At 71.9% G+C, this 19,451-nt stretch carries 16 protein-coding genes and 1 pseudogene; 1 reads left to right on the top strand and 16 read right to left on the bottom strand.

The window, feature by feature from the left end:
- Positions 1-236: 236 nt before the first annotated feature.
- Together ndk and FIV43_RS20755 are read right to left on the bottom strand one after the other, a co-directional pair.
- Entirely contained in the window at positions 237-644 is a 408-nt protein-coding gene (gene ndk / locus FIV43_RS01880; protein ID WP_141012755.1) for a nucleoside-diphosphate kinase, read from the bottom strand.
- 91 nt (positions 645-735) lie between these two features.
- The gene (locus FIV43_RS20755; protein ID WP_196780943.1) at positions 736-1,515 is read right to left on the bottom strand and encodes a MerR family transcriptional regulator; all 780 of its coding nucleotides are present in this window, start codon (positions 1,513-1,515) and stop codon (positions 736-738) included.
- Positions 1,516-1,948: 433 nt separating this feature from the next.
- Here FIV43_RS20755 and FIV43_RS01870 point away from each other — a divergent pair, with 433 nt between their 5' ends.
- Complete coding sequence (locus tag FIV43_RS01870) at positions 1,949-3,826, top strand: AMP-dependent synthetase/ligase (RefSeq protein WP_141012754.1); 1,878 nt, start codon at positions 1,949-1,951, stop codon at positions 3,824-3,826.
- Positions 3,827-3,935: 109 nt separating this feature from the next.
- Here the strand turns inward: FIV43_RS01870 and FIV43_RS01865 are convergent, their stop codons facing one another.
- From FIV43_RS01865 to FIV43_RS01805, 14 genes and pseudogenes are all read right to left on the bottom strand, one after another.
- Entirely contained in the window at positions 3,936-5,165 is a 1,230-nt protein-coding gene (locus FIV43_RS01865; protein WP_181407646.1) for a winged helix-turn-helix domain-containing protein, read from the bottom strand.
- 50 nt (positions 5,166-5,215) lie between these two features.
- A complete protein-coding gene (locus FIV43_RS01860) occupies positions 5,216-5,920 on the bottom strand; it encodes a response regulator (RefSeq protein WP_231123622.1) in 705 nt (234 codons plus the stop codon).
- A gap of 205 nt (positions 5,921-6,125) precedes the next feature.
- Positions 6,126-6,764, bottom strand: a complete 639-nt coding sequence (gene hpf / locus FIV43_RS01855; protein ID WP_141012753.1) for a ribosome hibernation-promoting factor, HPF/YfiA family — start codon at positions 6,762-6,764, stop codon at positions 6,126-6,128.
- A gap of 495 nt (positions 6,765-7,259) precedes the next feature.
- A complete protein-coding gene (locus FIV43_RS01850) occupies positions 7,260-8,024 on the bottom strand; it encodes a ComF family protein (RefSeq protein ID WP_141012752.1) in 765 nt (254 codons plus the stop codon).
- 129 nt (positions 8,025-8,153) lie between these two features.
- Complete coding sequence (locus tag FIV43_RS01845; protein ID WP_141012751.1) at positions 8,154-9,968, bottom strand: LpqB family beta-propeller domain-containing protein; 1,815 nt, start codon at positions 9,966-9,968, stop codon at positions 8,154-8,156.
- Positions 9,949-11,664 carry an MtrAB system histidine kinase MtrB gene (gene mtrB, locus FIV43_RS01840; protein WP_141012750.1) on the bottom strand — a complete coding sequence of 572 codons (1,716 nt, stop codon included), beginning with the start codon at positions 11,662-11,664 and terminating at the stop codon, positions 9,949-9,951. The genes FIV43_RS01845 and mtrB overlap by 20 nt, the downstream gene beginning before the upstream one ends.
- A gap of 67 nt (positions 11,665-11,731) precedes the next feature.
- Complete coding sequence (gene mtrA, locus FIV43_RS01835) at positions 11,732-12,448, bottom strand: MtrAB system response regulator MtrA (RefSeq protein ID WP_456237752.1); 717 nt, start codon at positions 12,446-12,448, stop codon at positions 11,732-11,734.
- A 563-nt stretch (positions 12,449-13,011) separates the two neighbouring features.
- Positions 13,012-14,453: pseudogene (ahcY, locus tag FIV43_RS01830) on the bottom strand (adenosylhomocysteinase).
- A 141-nt stretch (positions 14,454-14,594) separates the two neighbouring features.
- Complete coding sequence (gene tagD, locus FIV43_RS01825) at positions 14,595-15,086, bottom strand: glycerol-3-phosphate cytidylyltransferase (RefSeq protein WP_141012748.1); 492 nt, start codon at positions 15,084-15,086, stop codon at positions 14,595-14,597.
- A gap of 91 nt (positions 15,087-15,177) precedes the next feature.
- Positions 15,178-16,176: a DUF808 domain-containing protein gene (locus FIV43_RS01820; RefSeq protein ID WP_141012747.1), complete on the bottom strand. Its 999-nt coding sequence runs from the start codon at positions 16,174-16,176 to the stop codon at positions 15,178-15,180.
- A gap of 80 nt (positions 16,177-16,256) precedes the next feature.
- Positions 16,257-17,399, bottom strand: coding sequence for an acyltransferase family protein (locus tag FIV43_RS01815; protein ID WP_141012746.1), 1,143 nt, complete (start codon positions 17,397-17,399; stop codon positions 16,257-16,259).
- A 35-nt stretch (positions 17,400-17,434) separates the two neighbouring features.
- Positions 17,435-17,794, bottom strand: a complete 360-nt coding sequence (locus FIV43_RS23040) for a formylglycine-generating enzyme family protein (protein ID WP_269204056.1) — start codon at positions 17,792-17,794, stop codon at positions 17,435-17,437.
- Positions 17,791-18,414 carry an SUMF1/EgtB/PvdO family nonheme iron enzyme gene (locus FIV43_RS23035; RefSeq protein WP_269204055.1) on the bottom strand — a complete coding sequence of 208 codons (624 nt, stop codon included), beginning with the start codon at positions 18,412-18,414 and terminating at the stop codon, positions 17,791-17,793. The genes FIV43_RS23040 and FIV43_RS23035 overlap by 4 nt, the downstream gene beginning before the upstream one ends.
- On the bottom strand, positions 18,411-19,445 hold the full coding sequence (locus FIV43_RS01805; RefSeq protein WP_141012745.1) for an SIS domain-containing protein: 1,035 nt from the start codon (positions 19,443-19,445) through the stop codon (positions 18,411-18,413). The genes FIV43_RS23035 and FIV43_RS01805 overlap by 4 nt, the downstream gene beginning before the upstream one ends.
- Between the last annotated feature and the right edge of the window lie 6 nt (positions 19,446-19,451).

Raw genomic sequence — 19,451 nt, 5'->3', positions numbered from 1 at the left:
CCTCCGGTTGCGAGGGTAGGAAAATCTGTGCGCCGCGCAGCGCAGACACGCCCGAGCGTCGGGGTCGCTTTCGGGTGGTGGCGGTGTGACGTGTGTGACTGGAGTGGTGTTTTGTCAGGTCGAAAGGGTGCGGGTTTCACCGGTCGACCGGTGAAACCCGCACGACACGCCGAGGCGCATCGGCGTGTCGTGCGGGTTTCAGCCGACAGGTTCCAGCACGTGGGGCTGGAGTGGCGTCAGAGGTTCGGGAACCAGAGCGCGATCTCGCGCTCCGCGGACTCCGGGGAGTCCGACCCGTGCACCAGGTTCTCGCGGTTGGACAGCGAGAGATCGCCTCGGATGGTCCCGGGCGCGGCCTTCCGGCCGTCGGTGGCGCCGTTGAGCGCACGGACCACCTCGATCGCCTCGTCGCCCTCCACCACCAGTGCGACCATCGGACCGCTGGTCACGAACGCCCGCAGCGGCGGGTAGAAGTCCCGCTCCACGTGCTCGGCGTAGTGGGCGTCGGCCTGCGCCGCGTCGATGGTGCGCAGTTCCATGGCGACCAGGCTCAGACCCTTGGCCTCGAACCGGGACAGCACCTCGCCGACGAGTCCGCGGCGGACGGCATCGGGCTTGAGCAGGACCAGAGTGCGTTGGCTCACCCTCCGAGGCTATCCGGTACGACGCCCGCCACCGCATCCGCCCGACCGCCCGACCGCCCGACCGCCCGACCGCCAGCAGCATCCGCCGGCCTCACCGTCGCCGCAGCGACCGGGCGATGACGTCGTTGGCCGAGCGCTGGAACGCGCTGACGATCGCGTCCAGGGTCAGCTGTCGCAGTACGGAGAGGTCCTGCTCGACCTTCTCCGCCTGGTCGCGGGACAACTCGTGGGCACGCAGCGGGCCGATCACGTCCTCGCGCAGCACGTCGGTGAGCTCCTCGGCCAGCGCCTCCATGTGGCGCACGATCGCGTCGTTGGCCGCGCGCACACCGGCCACCGGGATGCCGAGGTCGAGCAGCTTGACCGTCACGTCGAAGCCGTGGACGGGGGTGAGTCGCGGACCGCGATCGCTCTCGGTTCGCCGGATCATCCCCAGCTCCTCGGCGAGGGCGAGCTCCTCGTCGGTGAAACGGCGTCCGGAGTGCTGCTCGAGCTGGCGGCGGGTCAGGTTCTCCGGTCCGCCCAGGGTCCAGGAGGTGAGCATGGCCCGCTGCACCGCCAGGTCCTCCATCCGCGCACCGGCCGGCAGGGAGGTCAGATAGCCCTCGATCGCCTGGAGCGTGAAGCCGTGCTCCTGGAGTGCGCGGATCATCTCCAGCCGCGCCAGGTGGTCGCGGCCGTACCAGGCCATCCGGCCGCGCCGCTGCGGCGGCGGTATCAGCCCGAGACTCGCGTAGTAGCGCGCGGTCCGGACGGTGAGCCCGGCCGCCGCGGAGAGGTCGTCGATGCTCATCGAGTACGCCTCGGCGGGCTCCTCCGCACCGTCCCGAGGAGCCTCGCCCTCCGGATCGATCCGCGGAACTGCGCTCATGACTGTCACAGTACGGCTGTCATCGAAAGCGACGCAACGTCACTTCCCAGCCTGTTCGACCGCACTTCGCACCGGAGGGTTGACGTAGGTCACATCCATGTAGACAGTTCCATTGTGACAGTTTCACTGTCACCAACTGCTTGCCGGATGCGTCCGAGCGCACCAACCCGGACCTGCCCCGAAGGGAGAGTCGCCGCGTGACTGCAGACGGCACCCGGACACTGCCTTCGGTCCTGGCCGGCGCACAGGCGCTGAGCTGGACCTGCGGGCGCTCTCGATCGAGGTGGAAGCGGCCTTGACCGTCCTGGAGGACCTGGAGCCAACGCCGACCGACCCGCCGAGCGGCACCCAGGCCCGTGGCTCCCGGAACGTGCCGGACCAGGGCTGACCCCACCTACCTCCCGAAGACCCCCATCACCTGAGAGGAACCACGATGACCGACACCCTCGAGCTGCGTGACGAGATCGAGCAGAGCATCGCCGGACTGACCATGCCGGCGGCCTTCGCGCGGACCGTCGCCGACCGCGGCGACAGCCCCGCCTACTCCGACAAGATCGGGATCGACGTGCCACCCGGGGGCTATGCGCCCGGGTGGCGCACGATCACCTGGTCCGAGCTCGGCGAGCGCGCCCACGACGGGGCCGCCGCTCTCGTGGCGGCGGGCGTCAACGCCGGCGACCGGGTCGCCATCATGGCGAGCAACCGGATCGAGCACGTGGTCGCCGACCTCGCCGCGATGAACGCCGGCGCGGTCTCCATGTCGGTCTACAACACCCTCTCCGCGGAGCAGGTCGCCTTCGTCGCGGGCCACGCCGAGCCGACCGTCGTGGTGCTCGAGACCGAGGACCACCTGGCTCGCTGGACCACGGCGCTCGCCGACTCGACGAGCATCCGGACGGTGGTGCTGATCGACGCCCCGGTACCGGCCGGCGACAGCCGGTTCGTCGGCTGGGAGGAGTTCCTGGCCGGCGGAGCCGAGCACCGCGCCGCCGATCCGGAGGCGGTGCCGCAGCGGATCGCGGCGATCACCCCGACCGATCCGCTGACGATCCTCTACACCTCCGGCACCACCGGGAACCCGAAGGGCGTGGTGCTCAGTCACCACGCGGTGCTCTACGAGTGCATGTGCTCGCTGCGGGTCGCCTCCCCCGGCCAGGACAACGTCTTCATCTCCTACCTCCCCTTCGCGCACATCGCCGAGCGGACGCTAGGCATGTACATCCCGCAGATCCACGGCGCCGAGATCCACCTGATCGCGGACCCGTCGCTGCTGCTGGGCGCGCTGGGCGAGGTCCGTCCGACACGGTTCTTCGGGGTCCCCCGGGTCTGGGAGAAGATCAAGACGGGCGTCTCGGCCAAGCTGGCCGCCGAGACCGACCCGGAGAAGCGGGCCCAGGTGGAGCAGACGATGGCGGTCGGCCTGGAGTACGTCGAGGCGCAGCAGTACGGCGAGACCCCCTCGGCCGAGCTGACCGCGCGGTTCGAGGCGGTCGACGGTGCTCTCCTCGGCTTCCTGCGCGCGCTCTTGGGTCTGGACCGGTGCGAGTGGGCGGCCTCCGCCGCCGCCCCCATGCCGCTGGAGGTGGCCCGGTTCTTCGCCGGCCTCGGGATGCGCATCTACGACGTGTACGGGATGACCGAGACCTGCGCCGCGGTGACCGCGTGCGGGCCCGACCAGTTCCGGCTCGGCACCGTGGGCCGCGCCCTTCCCGGGATCGAGGTCACGCTGGCCGAGGACGGGGAGATCCTGGCCCGGGGCCCGGTGACCTCGGACGGCTACTACCGCCAGGAGGACGCCACCCGCGCGCTGATCGACGCGGACCGCTGGGTGCACACCGGTGACATCGGGGAGATCGACGAGGACGGCTTCGTCAAGGTGGTCGACCGCAAGAAGGAGATGATCATCACCTCTTCGGGCAAGAACATCGCCCCGTCCAACATCGAGAACCGGCTCAAGGAGTCGCCGATCATCGGCCACGCGCTGGTCTACGGCGAAGGACGGCCCTACGTGGTGGCCGTGCTGACCCTGGACCCGGAGATCGCTCCCCTGGTGGCCGGCCGGGCGGGGGTGGACGCCGACACGGCCAGCGACCTGACCGCGCTTGCCCAGCACCCCGCCATGCTCGCCATGGCGCAGCAGGCGGTGGACGCGGCCAACGAGCGGCTCTCCCGCCCGGAGCAGGTGAAGTCCTTCCGGCTGCTGCCCGTCGAGTGGACCGCGGAGTCCGAGGAGCTCACCCCGACTCTCAAGCTCAAGCGCCGGGTGGTGCACCGCAAGTACGCCGACGTGCTGGACGAGCTGTACGGATGACGGTTTCGCCCTGGAACCACCGGCTCCACCTCGGCGTGCGTCCTGCCGGCACCAGTGGCCCGCCACGGCCCGGTCTCCGATGCCGGTTTCCGGCCACCGCTGAAGCTGCTCAGGGCGCTGCGGATGCGCTGACCGGCGCGGTGTGCGACTGCGTGGCGACCTCGGCGGCCAGCGCCGGCGCGAGGTCGCCACGGGCGCCGACGACGATCTGGGACAGGCCCAGCCATCCCGCCAACCGGCGGAGCTCCGCGGCGAGCTCCGCGGGAGTCGTCTCGGGGGCGCCCGGCTCCGCGAAGGCGGCGGGGACCAGCAGCCGGCCGGTGGCCCGGTCGGCCTTCAGGTCCACCCGACCGACGATGCGGTCCCCGAGCAGGAAGGGGAGCACGTAGTAGCCGTGCACCCGCTGCGGGGCGGGCACGTAGATCTCGATCCGGTAGTGGAAGTCGAAGAGGGCCTCGGTCCGGGACCGCTCCCAGACCACCGGGTCGAACGGGCTGAGCAGCGTCCGCGCGCCGATCCGGCGGGGCAGTCGCGCGTCGGCGTGCAGGTACGCCGGCCGCCTCCAGCCCTGCACCTCGACCGGCTGCAGCTCACCGGAGTCGACCAGCGTCCGGACCGCCACCGCGGACTCGTCGACGCGCATCCGGTAGTAGTCGGCCAGCTCCTTGACCCCGGCGACGCCGTGGCTGCGCGCGGCCCGGCGGATCAGCTCGACGTGCGCCTGCTCGGCGGTCAGCGGCGCCGCCGCGAGGTGCTCGGCCGGGATCACCCGCTCGGGGAGGTCGTAGATCACCTCGAACTGGGAGGTCCGGCCGGCGATGGCGAGGTCGCCGGTGCGGTAGAGGATGTCCAGCGCCTTGCGGGCGGCCGACCAGTTCCAGCCCCAGTGGTCGCGGCTGCGCGGCGCGCCGTCGTCGAGGGCGCTGGCGGGCAGCCCGCCCCGGTCCGCGATGACCGCGAAGAGCTCTTCCTTGAGGCGGTGGTCGACGTCGCGCCACCAGCCGTAGTTCTGCTCCCGGTAGCGCTCCATCCGGAACCGCATCACCGGCCACAGCTCGACCGGCATCAGTGCCTGGACGTGGGCCCAGTACTCCACCAGCCGGCGGGGACGCCGCTGCGCCGCGCGTCGCAGCAGGTCCGGGGCGTAGGGACCCATCCGGGCGTAGAGCGGCATGTAGTGGGCGCGCTGCAGCACGTTGACACTGTCGACCTGCAGCACCCCGGTGCGGGTCAGCGCGCGGTCCAGCGTCCGCATCGTCGGCGCCGCGTGCGGCGCGTCGGCGAAACCCTGCGCGGCGAGGGCGATGCGGCGGGCCTGGGCGAGCGAGAGCGACTGCACGGCTCCCAGCCTAGGAAGCCGCACCGACGGTGGGCGGCGGTGGAGCCCGGTCAGTCGATCTCGACCAGCTTGGCGCGGACGGCGTACATGACGGCCTCCATCCGCGAGTGCAGCTGCAGCTTCTCCAGCATGTTGCGCACGTGGTTCTTCACCGTGTTCTCGCTGATCGCGAGGTGGTGGGCGACCTCCCGGTTGCTCATCCCCTTCGCCACCAGCCGGAGCACCTCCAGCTCGCGCTCGGTCAGCTTGAGCGCGGGTGCATGGACCTGCTCCGGCTCGGACATGGTCTTGAACTCGGTGATCAGCTTGGCCGCCATCGACGGGCTGATCAGGGACTGGCCGTCGGCGACCACCCGGATCCCCTGCGCGACCTCCTCGATCGAGGAGTCCTTGAGCAGGTAGCCGGAGGCGCCGCTCTTGACCGCCTCGTAGAGGTCGCTCTCCTCGTCGGAGACGGTCAGCATCACGATCTTGGTGGTCGGCACGGCCTCCTTGATCTTCAGGCAGGACTCGATGCCGGACTGCTTGGGCATCCGCACGTCGAGCAGCACCACGTCGGGGACGGTGCTGACGGCGAGCTCCACACCGCGAACGCCGTCGTCTGCCTCGCCGACCACCTGGATGCCGGGCTCGATGCCCAGCAGCATCGTCAGTCCTCGGCGGAAGAGCTCCTGGTCGTCCACGACCAGGACTCGGACCGGCTCACCCGGTGAGGTGACCGGACCGCCGCCTGCCGGAGGGGTGCCGTTCGTCACCCCGGCATCATGGCACGTCCCTCCGGCGGCGGAGCATCCAGGCTCAGCTTGGATTCACCGATGGTCGGCGTAGCGAGCGTCACCAGACGGGTGCGCTGGCAAGGAATCCGGCGCGAAGGCGGGCTGGATGCCCGTCGAGCGTCGGTGACGCGGCCAGGGCGCCCGGATGGGGGCGCGCAGCAGCCGAGAATCGGTGAATCCAAGCTCAGCCCTCCCCGGTGCCGAGGTCGAGCGAGATCACTCCGTAGTCGTAGCCGCGGCGACGGTAGACCACCGCCGGGCGCTCACTCTCCTTGTCCACGAACAGGTAGAAGTCGTGGCCGACGAGCTCCATCTCGTAGAGGGCCTGGTCGAGCGTCATCGCGCTGGCGGTGTGGGTCTTCTCCCGGACCACGAGCGGGCCGTCCCCGGTGACCGTGATCGGGCCGACCTGGCGCTCCTCCACCGCGACGGTCTCCTGCGCGCCGGAGGAGTTGACCAGCTCTTCGACCCGGTCCGGGGAGAGCGTCTGCCCCATCGAGACGGGCCCCTTGCGACCGCGGTGGATCCGACGGCGATCGGCGGCCCGACGCATCTGCGCGGCCATCTTGTCCAGGGCGAGGTCGAGCGCGGCCATCTTGTCGTCGGCGGCGGCCTCGGCCCGGATCACCGGGCCCTTGGAGTAGGCGGTCAGCTCCATCCGTACCGCGCGATCGTGTTGTCGCGGGTTCGACTCGCACTCGACCTCGACGTGCACGCGCATGATCCGGTGATCGTGCTTCTCGAGCTTTGCCAGCTTCTCAGCGGCATGTTCGCGGAAGCGCTCCGAGATCTCGCAGTGCCGTCCGGTGACCACAACGTCCATCAGTGACCTCCATGTGTTGGGTTGATGGGCTTACTTCGACGCGCACGTCTCGGTGCGCGACATCGGGGAGCTCGATGGTCGCGGCGCGACCGGGAGAGCGGAGCGGTCGTCGGCCGAGGCCGACGGCGGCGACGCGCCGCAGGGCGGCGCAGGGGGTGGAGTCCGTTCGGCCGACCTGGTCTTCTCCCCCACACCCGCCTGCTGAGGGGTTCGCAGCTTGTTGCCACTACTGCCCTTCTCCCGGAGGCGGCCGTATCTGACGGCCGTTCCGAGGCAGGGCTTACGACTAAGCCGCACCGTGATCACCGCGACCGAACCGGGGTTCGGCAGCGGCTTACGTGGACCGTTTCGCCTGCGACTGGCATCGGCTAACCGCTCCGACCGCGGCTCTCCGCGCACCGGAGTGGCGCAACCACGGACCCGAACGGACTCCATGCACAGACGTTAGTCCGTGGCACGCCGCGACGAAAGGCTCTGGCCACATCCAGGTCACCTTCATGGCGGGCTCTCAGGCAACTGCCCGGTGCGACCGCTGTCGCCCGGCCCGCGGGGACGGCGGCGCCGGGTGGCGGCGACGACGGCGACGGCGTGCACGGCGACCCCGCTGGCCTCGAGTGCCCGCTGCGCCTCGCGGGCCGTCGCACCGGTGGTGAGCACGTCGTCGCAGATCACCGCGCGTCCGGCGCGGACCGGGAGGCGGCGCAGGCGAGCGGTGCAGGCCATCGACCCGGCGAGGTTCGCGCTGCGCTCCCGTGCCCCCAGCCCGGCCTGGTCGGCCACCCCCGGACGGGAGCGGAGCAGGGGTGCCAGGTGAGCCGGCCGGCCCTGCGCGCGGAGCCGGCCGACCACCCCACGCACCATCCGGGTGATCGGGTCGTAGCCGCGCGCCCGGATCACCGCGGGACGCGACGGCACCGGGACCAGGAGCACCGGGTCCGCGTCTCCGACGTCGGCGGTGGAGGCCAGCACCGACACGGTCAGCAGCAGGCTCAGCGGGCGGCACAGGGCGACCACCTGCTCCTCCTTGTGGGCCAGCAGCATCGACCGCAGCAGGTCCCCGTAGGCACCGGCCGCCCAGGGCGTGACCAGACCGGCCGGGGTCGGGCTGGGCCACGCCGGCTCGGCCGCCTCGGGCAGGGTGCACCGACAGGCCCGGCACAGGGTGCGGCCCGGTGCGGCGCAGCCGACGCAGGCGGAGCCGAGCAGCAGGTCGCTCCAGGCGTCGACGAGAGCGGGTCGGGGCGGCGGCGCGAGCGGCATGGGACCAGTGCACCCCGGTGCCCCGGGGCACCGCCGGCCGCCGATGGCGCTCTGGGGAGCACCGCGCTCCTCCCCAGCCTCCGGGAGGGTTCCGGGCGCGCCTGCCGCAGCGTCCTCGCCGGCTCCAGGTCAGCCGGCGTACCCGAGCTGGGTCACCGGGATGTTGAGCGCGTCGGTGCCGCGGGTGCGGACGTCGACGAGGCTGTCGGCGAGCACGGCGAAGGTGGGCTGGTTCTCGTCGACCGGACCGGCCAGCCCGAGCACCCGGCCGCTGACGATCGTGGAGAGGGTGTCCACGCCGACCTCGGCGCCGTCGGACGGGACGATGTCGACCTCGAAGAGGCTGCCGGGGCGGGCGGGGACGAGTCCGGCGATCCGGTTCCGGGTGCTCCAGGCGATGGAGACGATGCGACGACCGGCGATCCCGGGGTCGATCGTCGTGGACTGCAACGCGCGCTGGGCCGCACCACCGGCACCGAGCACGATCCGGACGCTCAGGATCGCGTCACCTCCGCTCGGTCGACGTACGACGGCGATGAGCCGGGTGCCGTCCCGCGACGCCAGGATCTGGCTGACGTCGCGCCCGGTCATCCCCGGGATCCGTACCTGCTCCGTGCGGCCGTTCCACACCCGCCAGAGCACCGCGCCGCCGGGGCGGCGGTCCAGCAGCCACACGCCGCCGGCCACGTCCCAGGTCGGTCGGGCGAGATCGACCCCGGTCAGCACCTCGTCGACGTCGGCAGGCTCGCCGGTGTCGGAGGCGACGATGCTGCTGCGCAGCGCCGTCGTACCGTCGCCGGTGATGCCGATGGCCTGGCTGCCGTCCGGCGCGACCCCGACCGAGCGCATCTGGTAGCGCCCCGTCCCGAACGGGCCGTCGACGGGGCCGAGGTCCGCGGGGGCACCGGTGACCACGCGGCCGCGGTGCAGGCCGTAGAGCGCCGTGGAGATACCCGCGCCCTTCGGGTCGAAGCGGGCCCCGGCCTGCACCGAGTGCAGGGTGGCTCCGCCCGGCACCCGGATGTCCTCACCGTCCATCCGGATCCGGAACGCAGTGATGTCCGGGGCCTGGCGCAGCGTCCAGGCCATCTGCGCGACCATCAGCTCGGCCTCCGCGGTGGAGGGCCGGGGGGCCTCGCCGATCATGTTGATCTCGGCCACCCCGGACTCCGAGACGGGGACCGAGAGACCGATCGAGACGTCTTCCGGCATGAAGCTGCGCACCACGTCGCGCAGCCCCGCGGGCGGTCCGCTCAGCAGAGCGCTGACCAGGCTGGTCGCCAACTGGTCCCCCTGCGGCAGGAAGACCGGCTCGGGGACCAGGGTCTGGGCGTTGGGCGTGAAGTAATAGAGGGACACCTGCTGGAACCGCTGCTGGAACCAGCCGGCCGGGACCACGAGGGCGTCGGGCGGCGCGGCGATCCGGAACTCGCCGTCCTCGATCGCCATCGGGAAGCGCAGGGTCTGGTCCCGCCGGGGAAGGGCGCCACGCCACGAGCCGACCTCGTCGATCAGGTCGGCCCCGGTCAGCTCGACGGTCACCTCGACGCCGGCCTGCTGCGGTGGCTGGGCGTCGGAGTAGACCACCGTCGAGGTCTCCGGGCTCCACACGTCGGCGGCGTCCGCGGTCAGGTACTCCTTGGCGACGGAGGTCTGGATCGGCCACGCGGTCATCGCGTCGAGGAACCCGGTCACCACCTGGAGCCGTGAGGCACCCTCGACCGGCGGGCGGGCGTCGATGTCCAGTGCCTGCTGGGTGTCCTGCTCGACGTCGGCGTCCTCGGTCACGATCGGCCCGTCCTCGGGCAGCCCTACGCAGCCGGCGAGACCGAGGGCGAGGACCAGGCCGCCGAGCGCCAGCAGTCGCCGGAGGCGTCCTCGTCCCCGGGCCCCCTGCGGGCCGGTACGCCGATCGGGTCGCCGGTCAGGTCGCGTCATCGTCATCGCGCGGCCTCCTCTCCCAGGTCGGCGGGGCGAGCAGGAGTGCCTCGTCCGCGGTCAGCGACGAGGCCTCGGTCGGCTCCCCCTCCGGCAGCGGCGGTGCGTCGTCGGGGGTGAGCCCGAGCGGGGAGTAGGTGAGCAGGCCGCCGGCGGTCCGGGGGACGGTGAGGCGGAACTGTGCCCCGGCTCCCGGTCGGCCCCAGGCCTGCAGCCAGCCGCCGTGCAGGTGGGCGTCCTCCAAGGAGATGGCCAGTCCGAGGCCGGTGCCGCCGCTGGTCCGGGCGCGGGCGGGGTCGGAGCGCCAGAACCGGTTGAACACCATCGCCGCGTCCCCCGGTGCGAAGCCGACGCCGTAGTCACGCACGGTCACCGCCGCGGCATGCTCGTCACCGACCAGGGCGACCCGGACCGGGTGGTCGGCGTCGTCGGGCTCGGCGTGGTCGATCGCGTTGGTCACCAGGTTGCGCAGGATCCGCTCCACCCGTCGTACGTCGACCTCGGCCCGGACCGCGCCGTCCGGCGCCTCCACCTCGACCCGCAGGCCGCGGCTCTCGGCCAGCGGCCGGCACGCGTCGGCCACGCGGTGGGCGAGGTCGACGAGGTTGGCGTCCTCGGTCTCCAGCATGGCGGCGCCGGCGTCGAACCTGCTGATCTCGAGCAGGTCCACCAGCAGGCTCTCGAACCGGTCGAGCTCGTCCTGGAGCAGCTCGGCCGCACGGGCGGTGGTCACGTCGAAGCCGTCGCGGGCGTCGTGCAGCACGTCGCCGGCCATCCGGACCGTGGTCAGGGGCGTGCGCAGCTCGTGGGAGACGTCGGAGACGAACCGTCGCTGCACCCAGCTGAGCTCCTCGAGCTGGCGGATCTGCCGCTGCAGGTTGGTGGCCATCTGGTTGAACGAGTAGGCCAGGCGGGCAAGGTCGTCCTCGCCGGTGACCCGCAGCCGCTCCTGGAGTCGGCCGGCGGCCAGCCGCTCGGCGACCTTGCGCGCCATCCGGACCGGCGTCACGACCTGCCGGGTGACCAGCCAGGTGATGCCGCCGACGAGCAGGATCATCACTCCGGCCGCGGTCAGCAGGGCCCGGGTGACCAGGCCGAGGGTGTCCTCCTCCTCCTCCTCGAGCGGGAAGAGGTAGTACAGCGTGTAGGTCTGGCCGTCGGAGGGCAGCTGCACCTGGGAGCCCACGGCGATGCCGGGCTCCACGTGCCGCTCGCCCTCGCTGTCGAGGCGCTCGATCGTGGTGTAGGTCCAGGCGGTGTCCTGGTTGACGGCGTCGAAGTGGGCCTCGAGGTCGGAGGGGATGCTGTCCAGGTCGAGCCCGCTGCTGTAGAGCGTGCCGCCCTCGGCGAGGTCGAGTCCGTCACCGACCGGTCCCCCGAGGGCCACGTAGTAGCCCCGGCTGGCTCCACGCTCCACGATCGGGTCGACCAGGTCGCGCTGCTGGCGGGAGACGTTGACCTCGGTCCCGGACGCCGCGTTGAGCCGGTCCTCGGCATCGGCGGTCTCCGCGTCGACCTCGCCGAGGACGACGTCGACGCGGTGCTCGAGCAGCCCGTCGCGCACCTGCTGCAGCAGGAACCAGCCGACCGCGCCGACCGCCAGCGTGGAGAGCAGCATGGTGGTCACGACGACCCGGGCCTGGACCGAGCGTCGCCAGAACGTCAGGCCGCGGCGCAGCGTGGCGACCGCGCGCGATCCCATCCGGGGGCGCGTCGTACCGCACGTGGGGCGTTGCTGCCCGGATCGTCGCCGGCCCGGCTGAGCACCGCTAGCCCGAGCCGGCCTTGTAGCCGACACCGCGGACGGTCAGCACGATCTCCGGGTGCTCCGGATCGTGCTCGACCTTCGACCGCAGTCGCTGGACGTGCACGTTGACCAGCCGGGTGTCGGCGGCGTGCTGGTAGCCCCACACCTCCTCGAGGAGGACCTGGCGGGTGAACACCTGCCAGGGCCGGCGGGCCAGGCAGAGCAGCAGGTCGAACTCCAGGGGCGTCAGCGCGATCTCGGAGCCGTTGCGGGTCACCGAGTGCCCGGCGACGTCGATGACCAGGTCCTTGAGGGTGAGGCTCTCCGCCGCGACCGCGTCGGTACGACGCACGCGGGCCCGGATCCGCGCGATCAGCTCCTTCGGCTTGAACGGCTTGACCACGTAGTCGTCCGCGCCGGACTCCAGCCCGACCACCACGTCGACGGTGTCGCTCTTCGCCGTCAGCATCACGATCGGTACGCCGGACTCGGCCCGGATCTCCTTGCACACGTCGATCCCGTCCCGCCCGGGCAGCATCAGGTCCAGCAGCACCAGGTCGGGCCGGTAGTCGCGGAACTCCGCGAGGGCCAGATCACCGCGTGCGCAGACCCGCGAGTCGAACCCCTCCTGGCGCAGCACGATGCCGAGCATCTCGGCCAGCGGCGCGTCGTCGTCGACCACCAGCACCCGACCCTTGGTCGGGAAGGTGGCAGCGGCGGGTTGGCTCATGCCCACCATCTTGCCAAAGGACGCACGTCACACCGGTCATCGGCGGGGTGTTCCTTGCGTCGCGACCCTCCGGTGTGAGAGTGCAGTGCCCCCTTCCCCCGGCCCACACTCCCCGGCCGCAGGGATCACCCCGGCCCGCAGACCTCAACCGCGAGCGAACTGAGCGACATCGCTCGCGCCCCCAACCCCCACCCGTCTGCCACCGCGAGGAACGCGCCGAGGCGAACGCAGGAAGCGAGGAACGAGCGACCGGAGCGAGCCGAGAAGCTTCCTCGCGCGCAGACGCCGCAGGCCGCCAGGAAACCCGACGGCCTGCCAACGTCGACCGAGCGGCCGGCAGCGTGTCAAGCGAAGCGCCGACACGCTCGGCCCATCCAACCCCACCCCGTCTGCCACCGCGAGGAACGCGCCGAGGCGAACGCAGGAAGCGAGGAACGAGCGACCGGAGCGAGCCGAGAAGCTTCCTCGCGCGCAGACGCCGCAGGCCGCCAGGAAACCCGACGGCCTGCCAACGTCAACTGCGCGGCCGGCAGCGTGTCAAGCGAAGCGCCGACACGCTCGGCCCATCCAACTCAGTATCGGTAGTGGTCGGACTTGAACGGACCCTCGACCGGGACGCCGAGGTAGTCGGCCTGCTCCTGGGACAGCGTGGTCAGCTCGACGCCGAGCGCGTCGAGGTGGAGGCGGGCGACCTCCTCGTCGAGGTGCTTGGGCAGCACGTAGACGCCGACCGGGTACTCCTCGGGCTTGGTGAAGAGCTCGATCTGGGCCAGCACCTGGTTGGTGAAGGAGTTCGACATCACGAACGAGGGATGGCCGGTGGCGTTGCCGAGGTTCAGCAGGCGCCCCTCGGAGAGCACGATGACCTTCTTCCCATCGGCAAAGATCCACTGGTGGACCTGGGGCTTGATCTCGTCCTTGACGATGCCGGGGATCTTGGCCAGCCCGGCCATGTTGATCTCGTTGTCGAAGTGGCCGATGTTGCCGACGATGGCCTGGTTCTTCATCTTCTCGAAGTGCTCGACCCGGATGATGTCGAAGTTGCCGGTGGTGGTGATGAAGATGTCCGCGGTCTCCACGACCGACTCCAGGCGGCGGACCTCGAAGCCGTCCATCGCGGCCTGCAGCGCGCAGATCGGGTCGATCTCGGTGACGATGACCCGGGCGCCCTGGCCCGCAGCGACTCCGCGCAGCCCTTGCCGACGTCGCCGTAGCCGCAGACGACGGCGACCTTGCCGCCGATCATCACGTCGGTGGCGCGGTTGATGCCGTCGATCAGGCTGTGCCGGCAGCCGTACTTGTTGTCGAACTTGGACTTGGTGACCGAGTCGTTGACGTTGATCGCCGGGAAGAGCAGCGAGCCCTCCTTGAAGCGGTCGTAGAGGCGCAGCACACCGGTGGTGGTCTCCTCCGAGACGCCCTTGATGCCGCTGGCGATGTTGGTCCAGCGCGTCGGGTCGTCGTCCAGCGAGCGGGCCAGGACGCGCAGCACCTCCTTGTACTCCTCGTTGTCGGTGGAGTCCCGGCCGGGCACCGCGCCGGCCTTCTCGAACTCGACACCCTTGTGCACGAGCAGGGTGATGTCGCCGCCGTCGTCGAGCAGCATGTTGGGGCCGACCGGGTTGCCGGCCTCGTCGGTGAAGTCGAAGACCTTCTCCGCCAGGTCCCAGTACTCGGCCAGGGTCTCGCCCTTCCAGGCGAAGACCGGCGTGCCGGCGGGGGCGTCGACGGTGCCGTCGCGGCCGACCACGATCGCGGCGGCCGCGTGGTCCTGGGTGGAGAAGATGTTGCAGGAGGCCCAGCGCACGTCGGCGCCGAGGGCGACCAGCGTCTCGATCAGCACACCGGTCTGGATGGTCATGTGCAGCGAGCCGGCGATCCGGGCGCCGGTCAGCGGCTTGGTGTCGCCGTACCGCTCGCGCAGCGCCATCAGGCCGGGCATCTCGTGCTCGGCGAGGGTGAGCTCCTTGCGGCCGTACTCGGCCAGGCTCAGGTCAGCAATGGAGTGGTCCATGAATGTGTCGTCCTCGAGACTCGTGAACGGTGTCCTGCGGCGCATCTGCGCTCCTTCGGGATCTCCCGCGCATGACCCGGCCCACACTACAAGCGCGGCGGGGGCGTCGCTCAATCCCGGTGGCGGGCGAGCGGCGGTGGATCAGCTCAGGTCGCGATAGTGCGTGAGCAGCTTGGTGAGCACGGTGACGGCGCTCTGCAGCTCGTCGAGGTGCACCGGGTCCAGCGCGGTCAGCATCTGCTTGATCTCGGTGCTGGAGACTCCGACCGTCCGAGGCAGGTACATCACCTCGCAGTGCTCCTCGAGGTGGTCGAACTTGCCGCGCCAGTCGTCGCCCATCACGAACAGGTCGACGCCGTACTCGCGGATGTCGTCGGCCTTCTGTTCCCAGGACTCCTCGGGCACCACCAGGTCGACACCCCGGATCGCGCCGACGATCGCGGCCCGGTCCTCGTAGGAGACCACCGAGCGCTTGCCCTTGCCGGCGTTGAACTCGTCGGTGGAGACCCCGACGATGAGCCGGTCGCCGAGCCTGGCGAGGCGCTCGATCAGCCGCAGGTGACCGATGTGGAAAAGGTCGAAGGTGCCGTAGGTCAGGACCGTGCGGGACGCGCCCCGCTCCCCCGTGCTCACCTGCTGCTCCTCCGGTTCCACCTGGTGCCTCTGGTCTGTCCGCTCACGCCGGCGCCGCTGCGCCGGTCGGCCACTGTAGCCGGGGCGTCGCTCAGGAGCCCTGCGGCGCGCCCGGGGCGTCGGCCGCCGCGTCCTGCTGGTCACCGGAGCCGTGCCCGCCGCGCTTGGGCACGAAGTGCACCACGGTGGCCACCACGGCGCCGACCAGCAGGCCGACCAGGGCCGAGGCGGCCGTCTCCACCGTCCAGGCGAGGGCCGGCCCCAGCACCGCCACGTGGACCGCGTCGTGGACCTGCTCGGAGAGGTGGTGCACCGCCTCGTACGGCGCCGTCCACCAGCCGACCTCGTCGAGGTTGACCAGCAGGATGTGACCGCCCACCCAGAGCATCGCCACGGTGCCGATCACGGTGATCGCGGCGAGCAGCTTCGGCATGCCGGCGACCATGCCGCGGCCGACCCGCTGGGAGAGCGGGGAGTCGCGCTGCGCCAGCGCCAGCCCGGCGTCGTCCATCTTCACGATCAGGGCGACCACGCCATAGACCACGGCGGTGATCACCAGCGCGACCACGACCATGATCGCCAGCTGGGCCCAGAAGGACTCGTCGGCGACGGTGTTCAGCGCGATCACCATGATCTCGGCGGAGAGGATCAGGTCGGTGCGAACGGCACCGGAGATCATCGACTTCTCCGCCTCGGGCCCCCGTTCCACGGCGGGCTCGTCGCCGTGGCCGTGCCCGGAGACCTTCGCCCAGATCTTCTCCGCGCCCTCGAAGGCGAGGTAGGTGCCGCCGGCCATCAGGATGATCGGGAGCGCGTCGGGCAGCAGTGCGTTGAGCAGCAGCGCGACCGGGAGGATGATCAGCAGCTTGTTGCGGACCGACCCGATGGCGATCTGCTTGATGATCGGCAGCTCCCGCTCGGCGGCGACGCCCTGGACGTACTGCGGGGTCACCGCGGTGTCGTCGATGACGACGCCCGCCGCCTTCGCCGACGCCCGGCCGGCCGCCGCGCCGACGTCGTCGACGGAGGCCGCGGCCAGCTTGGCGATCGCGGCGACGTCGTCCAGCAGCCCGAAGAGACCAGCGCTCATCGGGCGCCCCCGACGCGTGGCGCGCGGAAGGACCGCAGCGGGGCGAGCGCAGAACGCGGTGGGGTGGCCATGCGCGAAGGTTACCGGGCGGAGACCGCCTCGGCCCGAGCCTCCCCGTCCCGCTCCGGCTCCGCCGCCGGCGCGACGTCGGCGAGCTCCCCGCGCGCGGTGGTGCGGTGCAGACGCACCGCGTGGCGTACCCGCTCCTCGGCGGTGCCCAGCGGGTCCACCAGGTGCTGCAGGCGGCGCGCGAGCGGCGTCCACGCCAGCAGCAGGGCGAGGCCGGCCGCCCCGAGCGTGGTCAGCGCCAGGGCCAGGTTCTCGTGCTCGGCCGCCCAGGTCGGGAAGCCCGCGTAGAGCAGGCCCTTCACCACGAAGCCGTGGAAAAGGTAGACGATCAGGGTCCAGCGACCCATCTGCGTGAACCACCCGGTACGACGCGGCACCAGCGCCAGGAACGCGAACCCGCCGAGCATGCCGAGCCCCAGCAGGGTCGCGCGGGTCAGCAGCGCCTCGGACGTGGTGACGTCGAGCTCGCCGTACTGGGCGCGGTAGTAGAGCCACTCGGTCGCCGCCCACCGGTCCAGGTTCGCGGTGAAGAACCAGAAGCCCACGAACACCGCGACCGCGGCCATCGCCGGGACCCGGCCGCGCAGCCACTCCAACCGTGCCGGCGTCGCCTTCAGGCCGAGGACGAAGAACGGCAGCATGCCCAGCACCCGCGCCATGTCGAGGGTGTCCCCCGCCCACAGCCCCGCGGCGAGGCTGATCGCGACCGCGACGACCAGGCCGCCGGTCATCGGGCGGAACACCGGGGTGAGCAGCCGCCAGAAGAAGAGGGCCGCGAGGTACCACAACGGCCAGTGCGGGTCGGCGAAGAGATCCTCGAGCTGCTCGCCGCCGACGTAGACCCGGAACAGCGCCATCAGGCACTCGAAGATCACGTACGGGACCGCGACGGTGCGGACCAGCTGCCACATCCGCTCTCCGCTGTAGCCGAACCCGCGGGAGAGATAGCCGGTGACGAAGACGAAGGCCGGCATGTGCCAGAGGTAGAGGAAGTCGTAGAGGTGGCCCTCGACCTCGGGTCGCACGGGCAGCAGGGTCCACGCGTGCCCGATCACCACCAGGGTGACCAGGGCCATCTTCGCGTTGTCCCACCAGGGGTCGCGCGGCGTGGTCGGCGTCGACGCCGGCCGCCTCTCGGTTCGCTCTCCGGGCATCACTCCGGTCTACCGGTCGTTCCTGAGAGCGCCTTTCAGGAAGCCGTGGTGGGCGCGGCGTCGCGGGCGACCCGGAAGCCGAGGTTGCCGGTGGTGCTGTCGGGGGTGTTGGAGCTGCGGGCGTCCACCCGGTAGCGCCAGCAGTAGCTGTCGTGGCAGAGGTAGGACCCGCCCCGCATCACCCGGGCCTGGCCTGTGCCCGGCCCGCCGGGCGCGCTGACCGGCGAGGCCCGGTAGTAGCCGGGGTGGAACCAGTCCGCGCACCACTCCCACACGTTGCCGGTCATCTCGTGGAGGCCGTAGCCGTTCGGCCGGTAGCTGCCCACCGGGCAGGTGCCGACGAACCCGTCGTCACCGGTGTCCCGGCCCGGGAACGTGCCCTGGAAGACGTTCATCCGGTGCTCGCCCCCGGCTCCCGCTCGGCACCCCACGGGTAGTGCTGCTCGGCCAGGCCCCCGCGGGCGGCGCACTCCCACTCCGCCTCCGTCGGCAGCCGAGTGCCGCTCCAGGCGCAGTAGGCCTGGGCGTCCAGCCAGCTGACCTGGACCACCGGATGGTCCGGGCGTGCCTCGACGTCGCTCCAGGGCCCCTCCGGCGCACGCCACGAGGCCCCCTCGACGAGCCGCCACCACGGCGCCGCGGCGACCGCCTGGGTGGGCGGCGCGTCGTCGGGCAGCAGCCCGGCGAAGACGAACGAGTTGCCGAACTGCTCGGCCGTGGTCACGTGGCCGGTGGCCGCGACGAACGCCGCGAACTGTGCGTTCGTGACCGTGTGCACCGCCAGCTCGAAGCCGTCCAGCTCGACCGGGTGGGCCGGCCCCTCGCCGTCGGCCTGGTAACCGCGCGGGTCGTCGGTGCCCATGGTGAAGCGCTGCGGGGGGATCGGCACCAGCTCGGGGGTCGGGTGCGGCCCGGCGGATCGAACCGGCACCCCCGGGACCGGCAGCACCGCCGGGTCGTCGGGAGTCCCGGGGCCCTCCGCGGCGTCGCGGCCGGGGCCGCAGCAGGCGCTCACCCCGCCACCAGCCCCAGACGCAGGTACTCCGCCGCGTAGGTGCCCTGCAGCAGCAGCGACGCATAGCGGGCGACGTCGCCGTCGGCCTCGGCGGTCACCGTCTCCACCCGCACCTGCCGCTCCGCCGCGGCCGACTCCAGCCGCGTGCGCTGGGCCTGGGCCATCGGGTCCTCGGCACCGTCGTCGAGCACGAGGAGCGCCGGACGCCGCTTGCCGTCGGAGTCGCCCACGTCGGCGAACGGGTCGTCGAAGAGGTCGTGTGCCCGGGCCGCCTCGATCACCGGCAGCAGGTGCTCCGCATCCCCGGCCAGCGCCGCCCGCCCCGAGGAGCGGCGGATGGACTCGGCCACCCGGCGCGCCGCCCGGGCCGCCAGCACCGAGCCGCCCCACACCAGCGGGTCGGCGTCGGCCAGCGCGATCGCCAACATCTTGCCGGGATTGATCGAGATGTCGCGGCGCGGCGCGCAGGACATCGCCACCTCGTCCAGCGCCTCCGCCACCGCGTCCGGGCTGGCCACCGGGCCGAGGGCGACCTGGTGCAGGAAGGAGAGCATCGCCACCGCCGTGGCCAGCTGGTCGCCGGTCTGGGTCGGCAGGATGGTGGTCCACCGGGACCCGGCGTGCTCGGCGACCCGGGAGGACGCCGGCGTGGCCACCACCAGCTGGCACCCGCGCCGGGCCGCCTCGGCGACCGCCGAGGAGGCGCCCTCGTCCCCGCCCTCCGGAGCCAGTACGACGACCAGGTCGAGGCTGCCGGCCCAGCCGGGCAGCCCCGGGTTGGGCCACGCCACGAACGGCACCGGGCACACCGGCTCCAGCACGGCACGGAGCAGCCGCGAGTCCGGGCCGGCCGCGATCACCGCCCGCGGCCGGGAGTCGCTGGCACGGGCCACCGCCTCCGCGATCGCCTCGGTGGCGGCGCCGACCTCGCGTCGTACCCGGGAGCCGGACTCGGCCAGGGTGCGCAGCCGCAGGTCCGCGGCGCCGAGGGCCGACTCGTCGTCGAGCCGGGACTCGTCGAACCAGGTCATCGCAAC

This window comes from Nocardioides sambongensis (assembly GCF_006494815.1).
GTDB classification, from domain to species: Bacteria; Actinomycetota; Actinomycetes; order Propionibacteriales; family Nocardioidaceae; genus Nocardioides; species Nocardioides sambongensis.
This window is presented reverse-complemented; position numbering and strand designations above follow the sequence as displayed.

Excerpts from the sequence above, each read along its gene's own strand:
- mtrA (WP_456237752.1), bottom strand. The coding sequence starts at position 12,448 with ATGGTGGGCATGAGCCAACCCGCCGCTGCCACCTTCCCGACCAAGGGT.
- FIV43_RS23040 (WP_269204056.1), bottom strand. The coding sequence starts at position 17,794 with ATGAACGTCTTCCAGGGCACGTTCCCGGGCCGGGACACCGGTGACGAC.
- FIV43_RS01850 (WP_141012752.1), bottom strand. The coding sequence starts at position 8,024 with ATGCCGCTCGCGCCGCCGCCCCGACCCGCTCTCGTCGACGCCTGGAGC.
- FIV43_RS01845 (WP_141012751.1), bottom strand. The coding sequence starts at position 9,968 with ATGACGATGACGCGACCTGACCGGCGACCCGATCGGCGTACCGGCCCG.
- FIV43_RS01815 (WP_141012746.1), bottom strand. The coding sequence starts at position 17,399 with ATGCCCGGAGAGCGAACCGAGAGGCGGCCGGCGTCGACGCCGACCACG.
- FIV43_RS01805 (WP_141012745.1), bottom strand. The coding sequence starts at position 19,445 with ATGACCTGGTTCGACGAGTCCCGGCTCGACGACGAGTCGGCCCTCGGC.
- hpf (WP_141012753.1), bottom strand. The coding sequence starts at position 6,764 with ATGGACGTTGTGGTCACCGGACGGCACTGCGAGATCTCGGAGCGCTTC.
- FIV43_RS20755 (WP_196780943.1), bottom strand. The coding sequence starts at position 1,515 with ATGAGCGCAGTTCCGCGGATCGATCCGGAGGGCGAGGCTCCTCGGGAC.
- FIV43_RS01870 (WP_141012754.1), top strand. The coding sequence starts at position 1,949 with ATGACCGACACCCTCGAGCTGCGTGACGAGATCGAGCAGAGCATCGCC.
- mtrB (WP_141012750.1), bottom strand. The coding sequence starts at position 11,664 with ATGGGATCGCGCGCGGTCGCCACGCTGCGCCGCGGCCTGACGTTCTGG.
- FIV43_RS01820 (WP_141012747.1), bottom strand. The coding sequence starts at position 16,176 with ATGAGCGCTGGTCTCTTCGGGCTGCTGGACGACGTCGCCGCGATCGCC.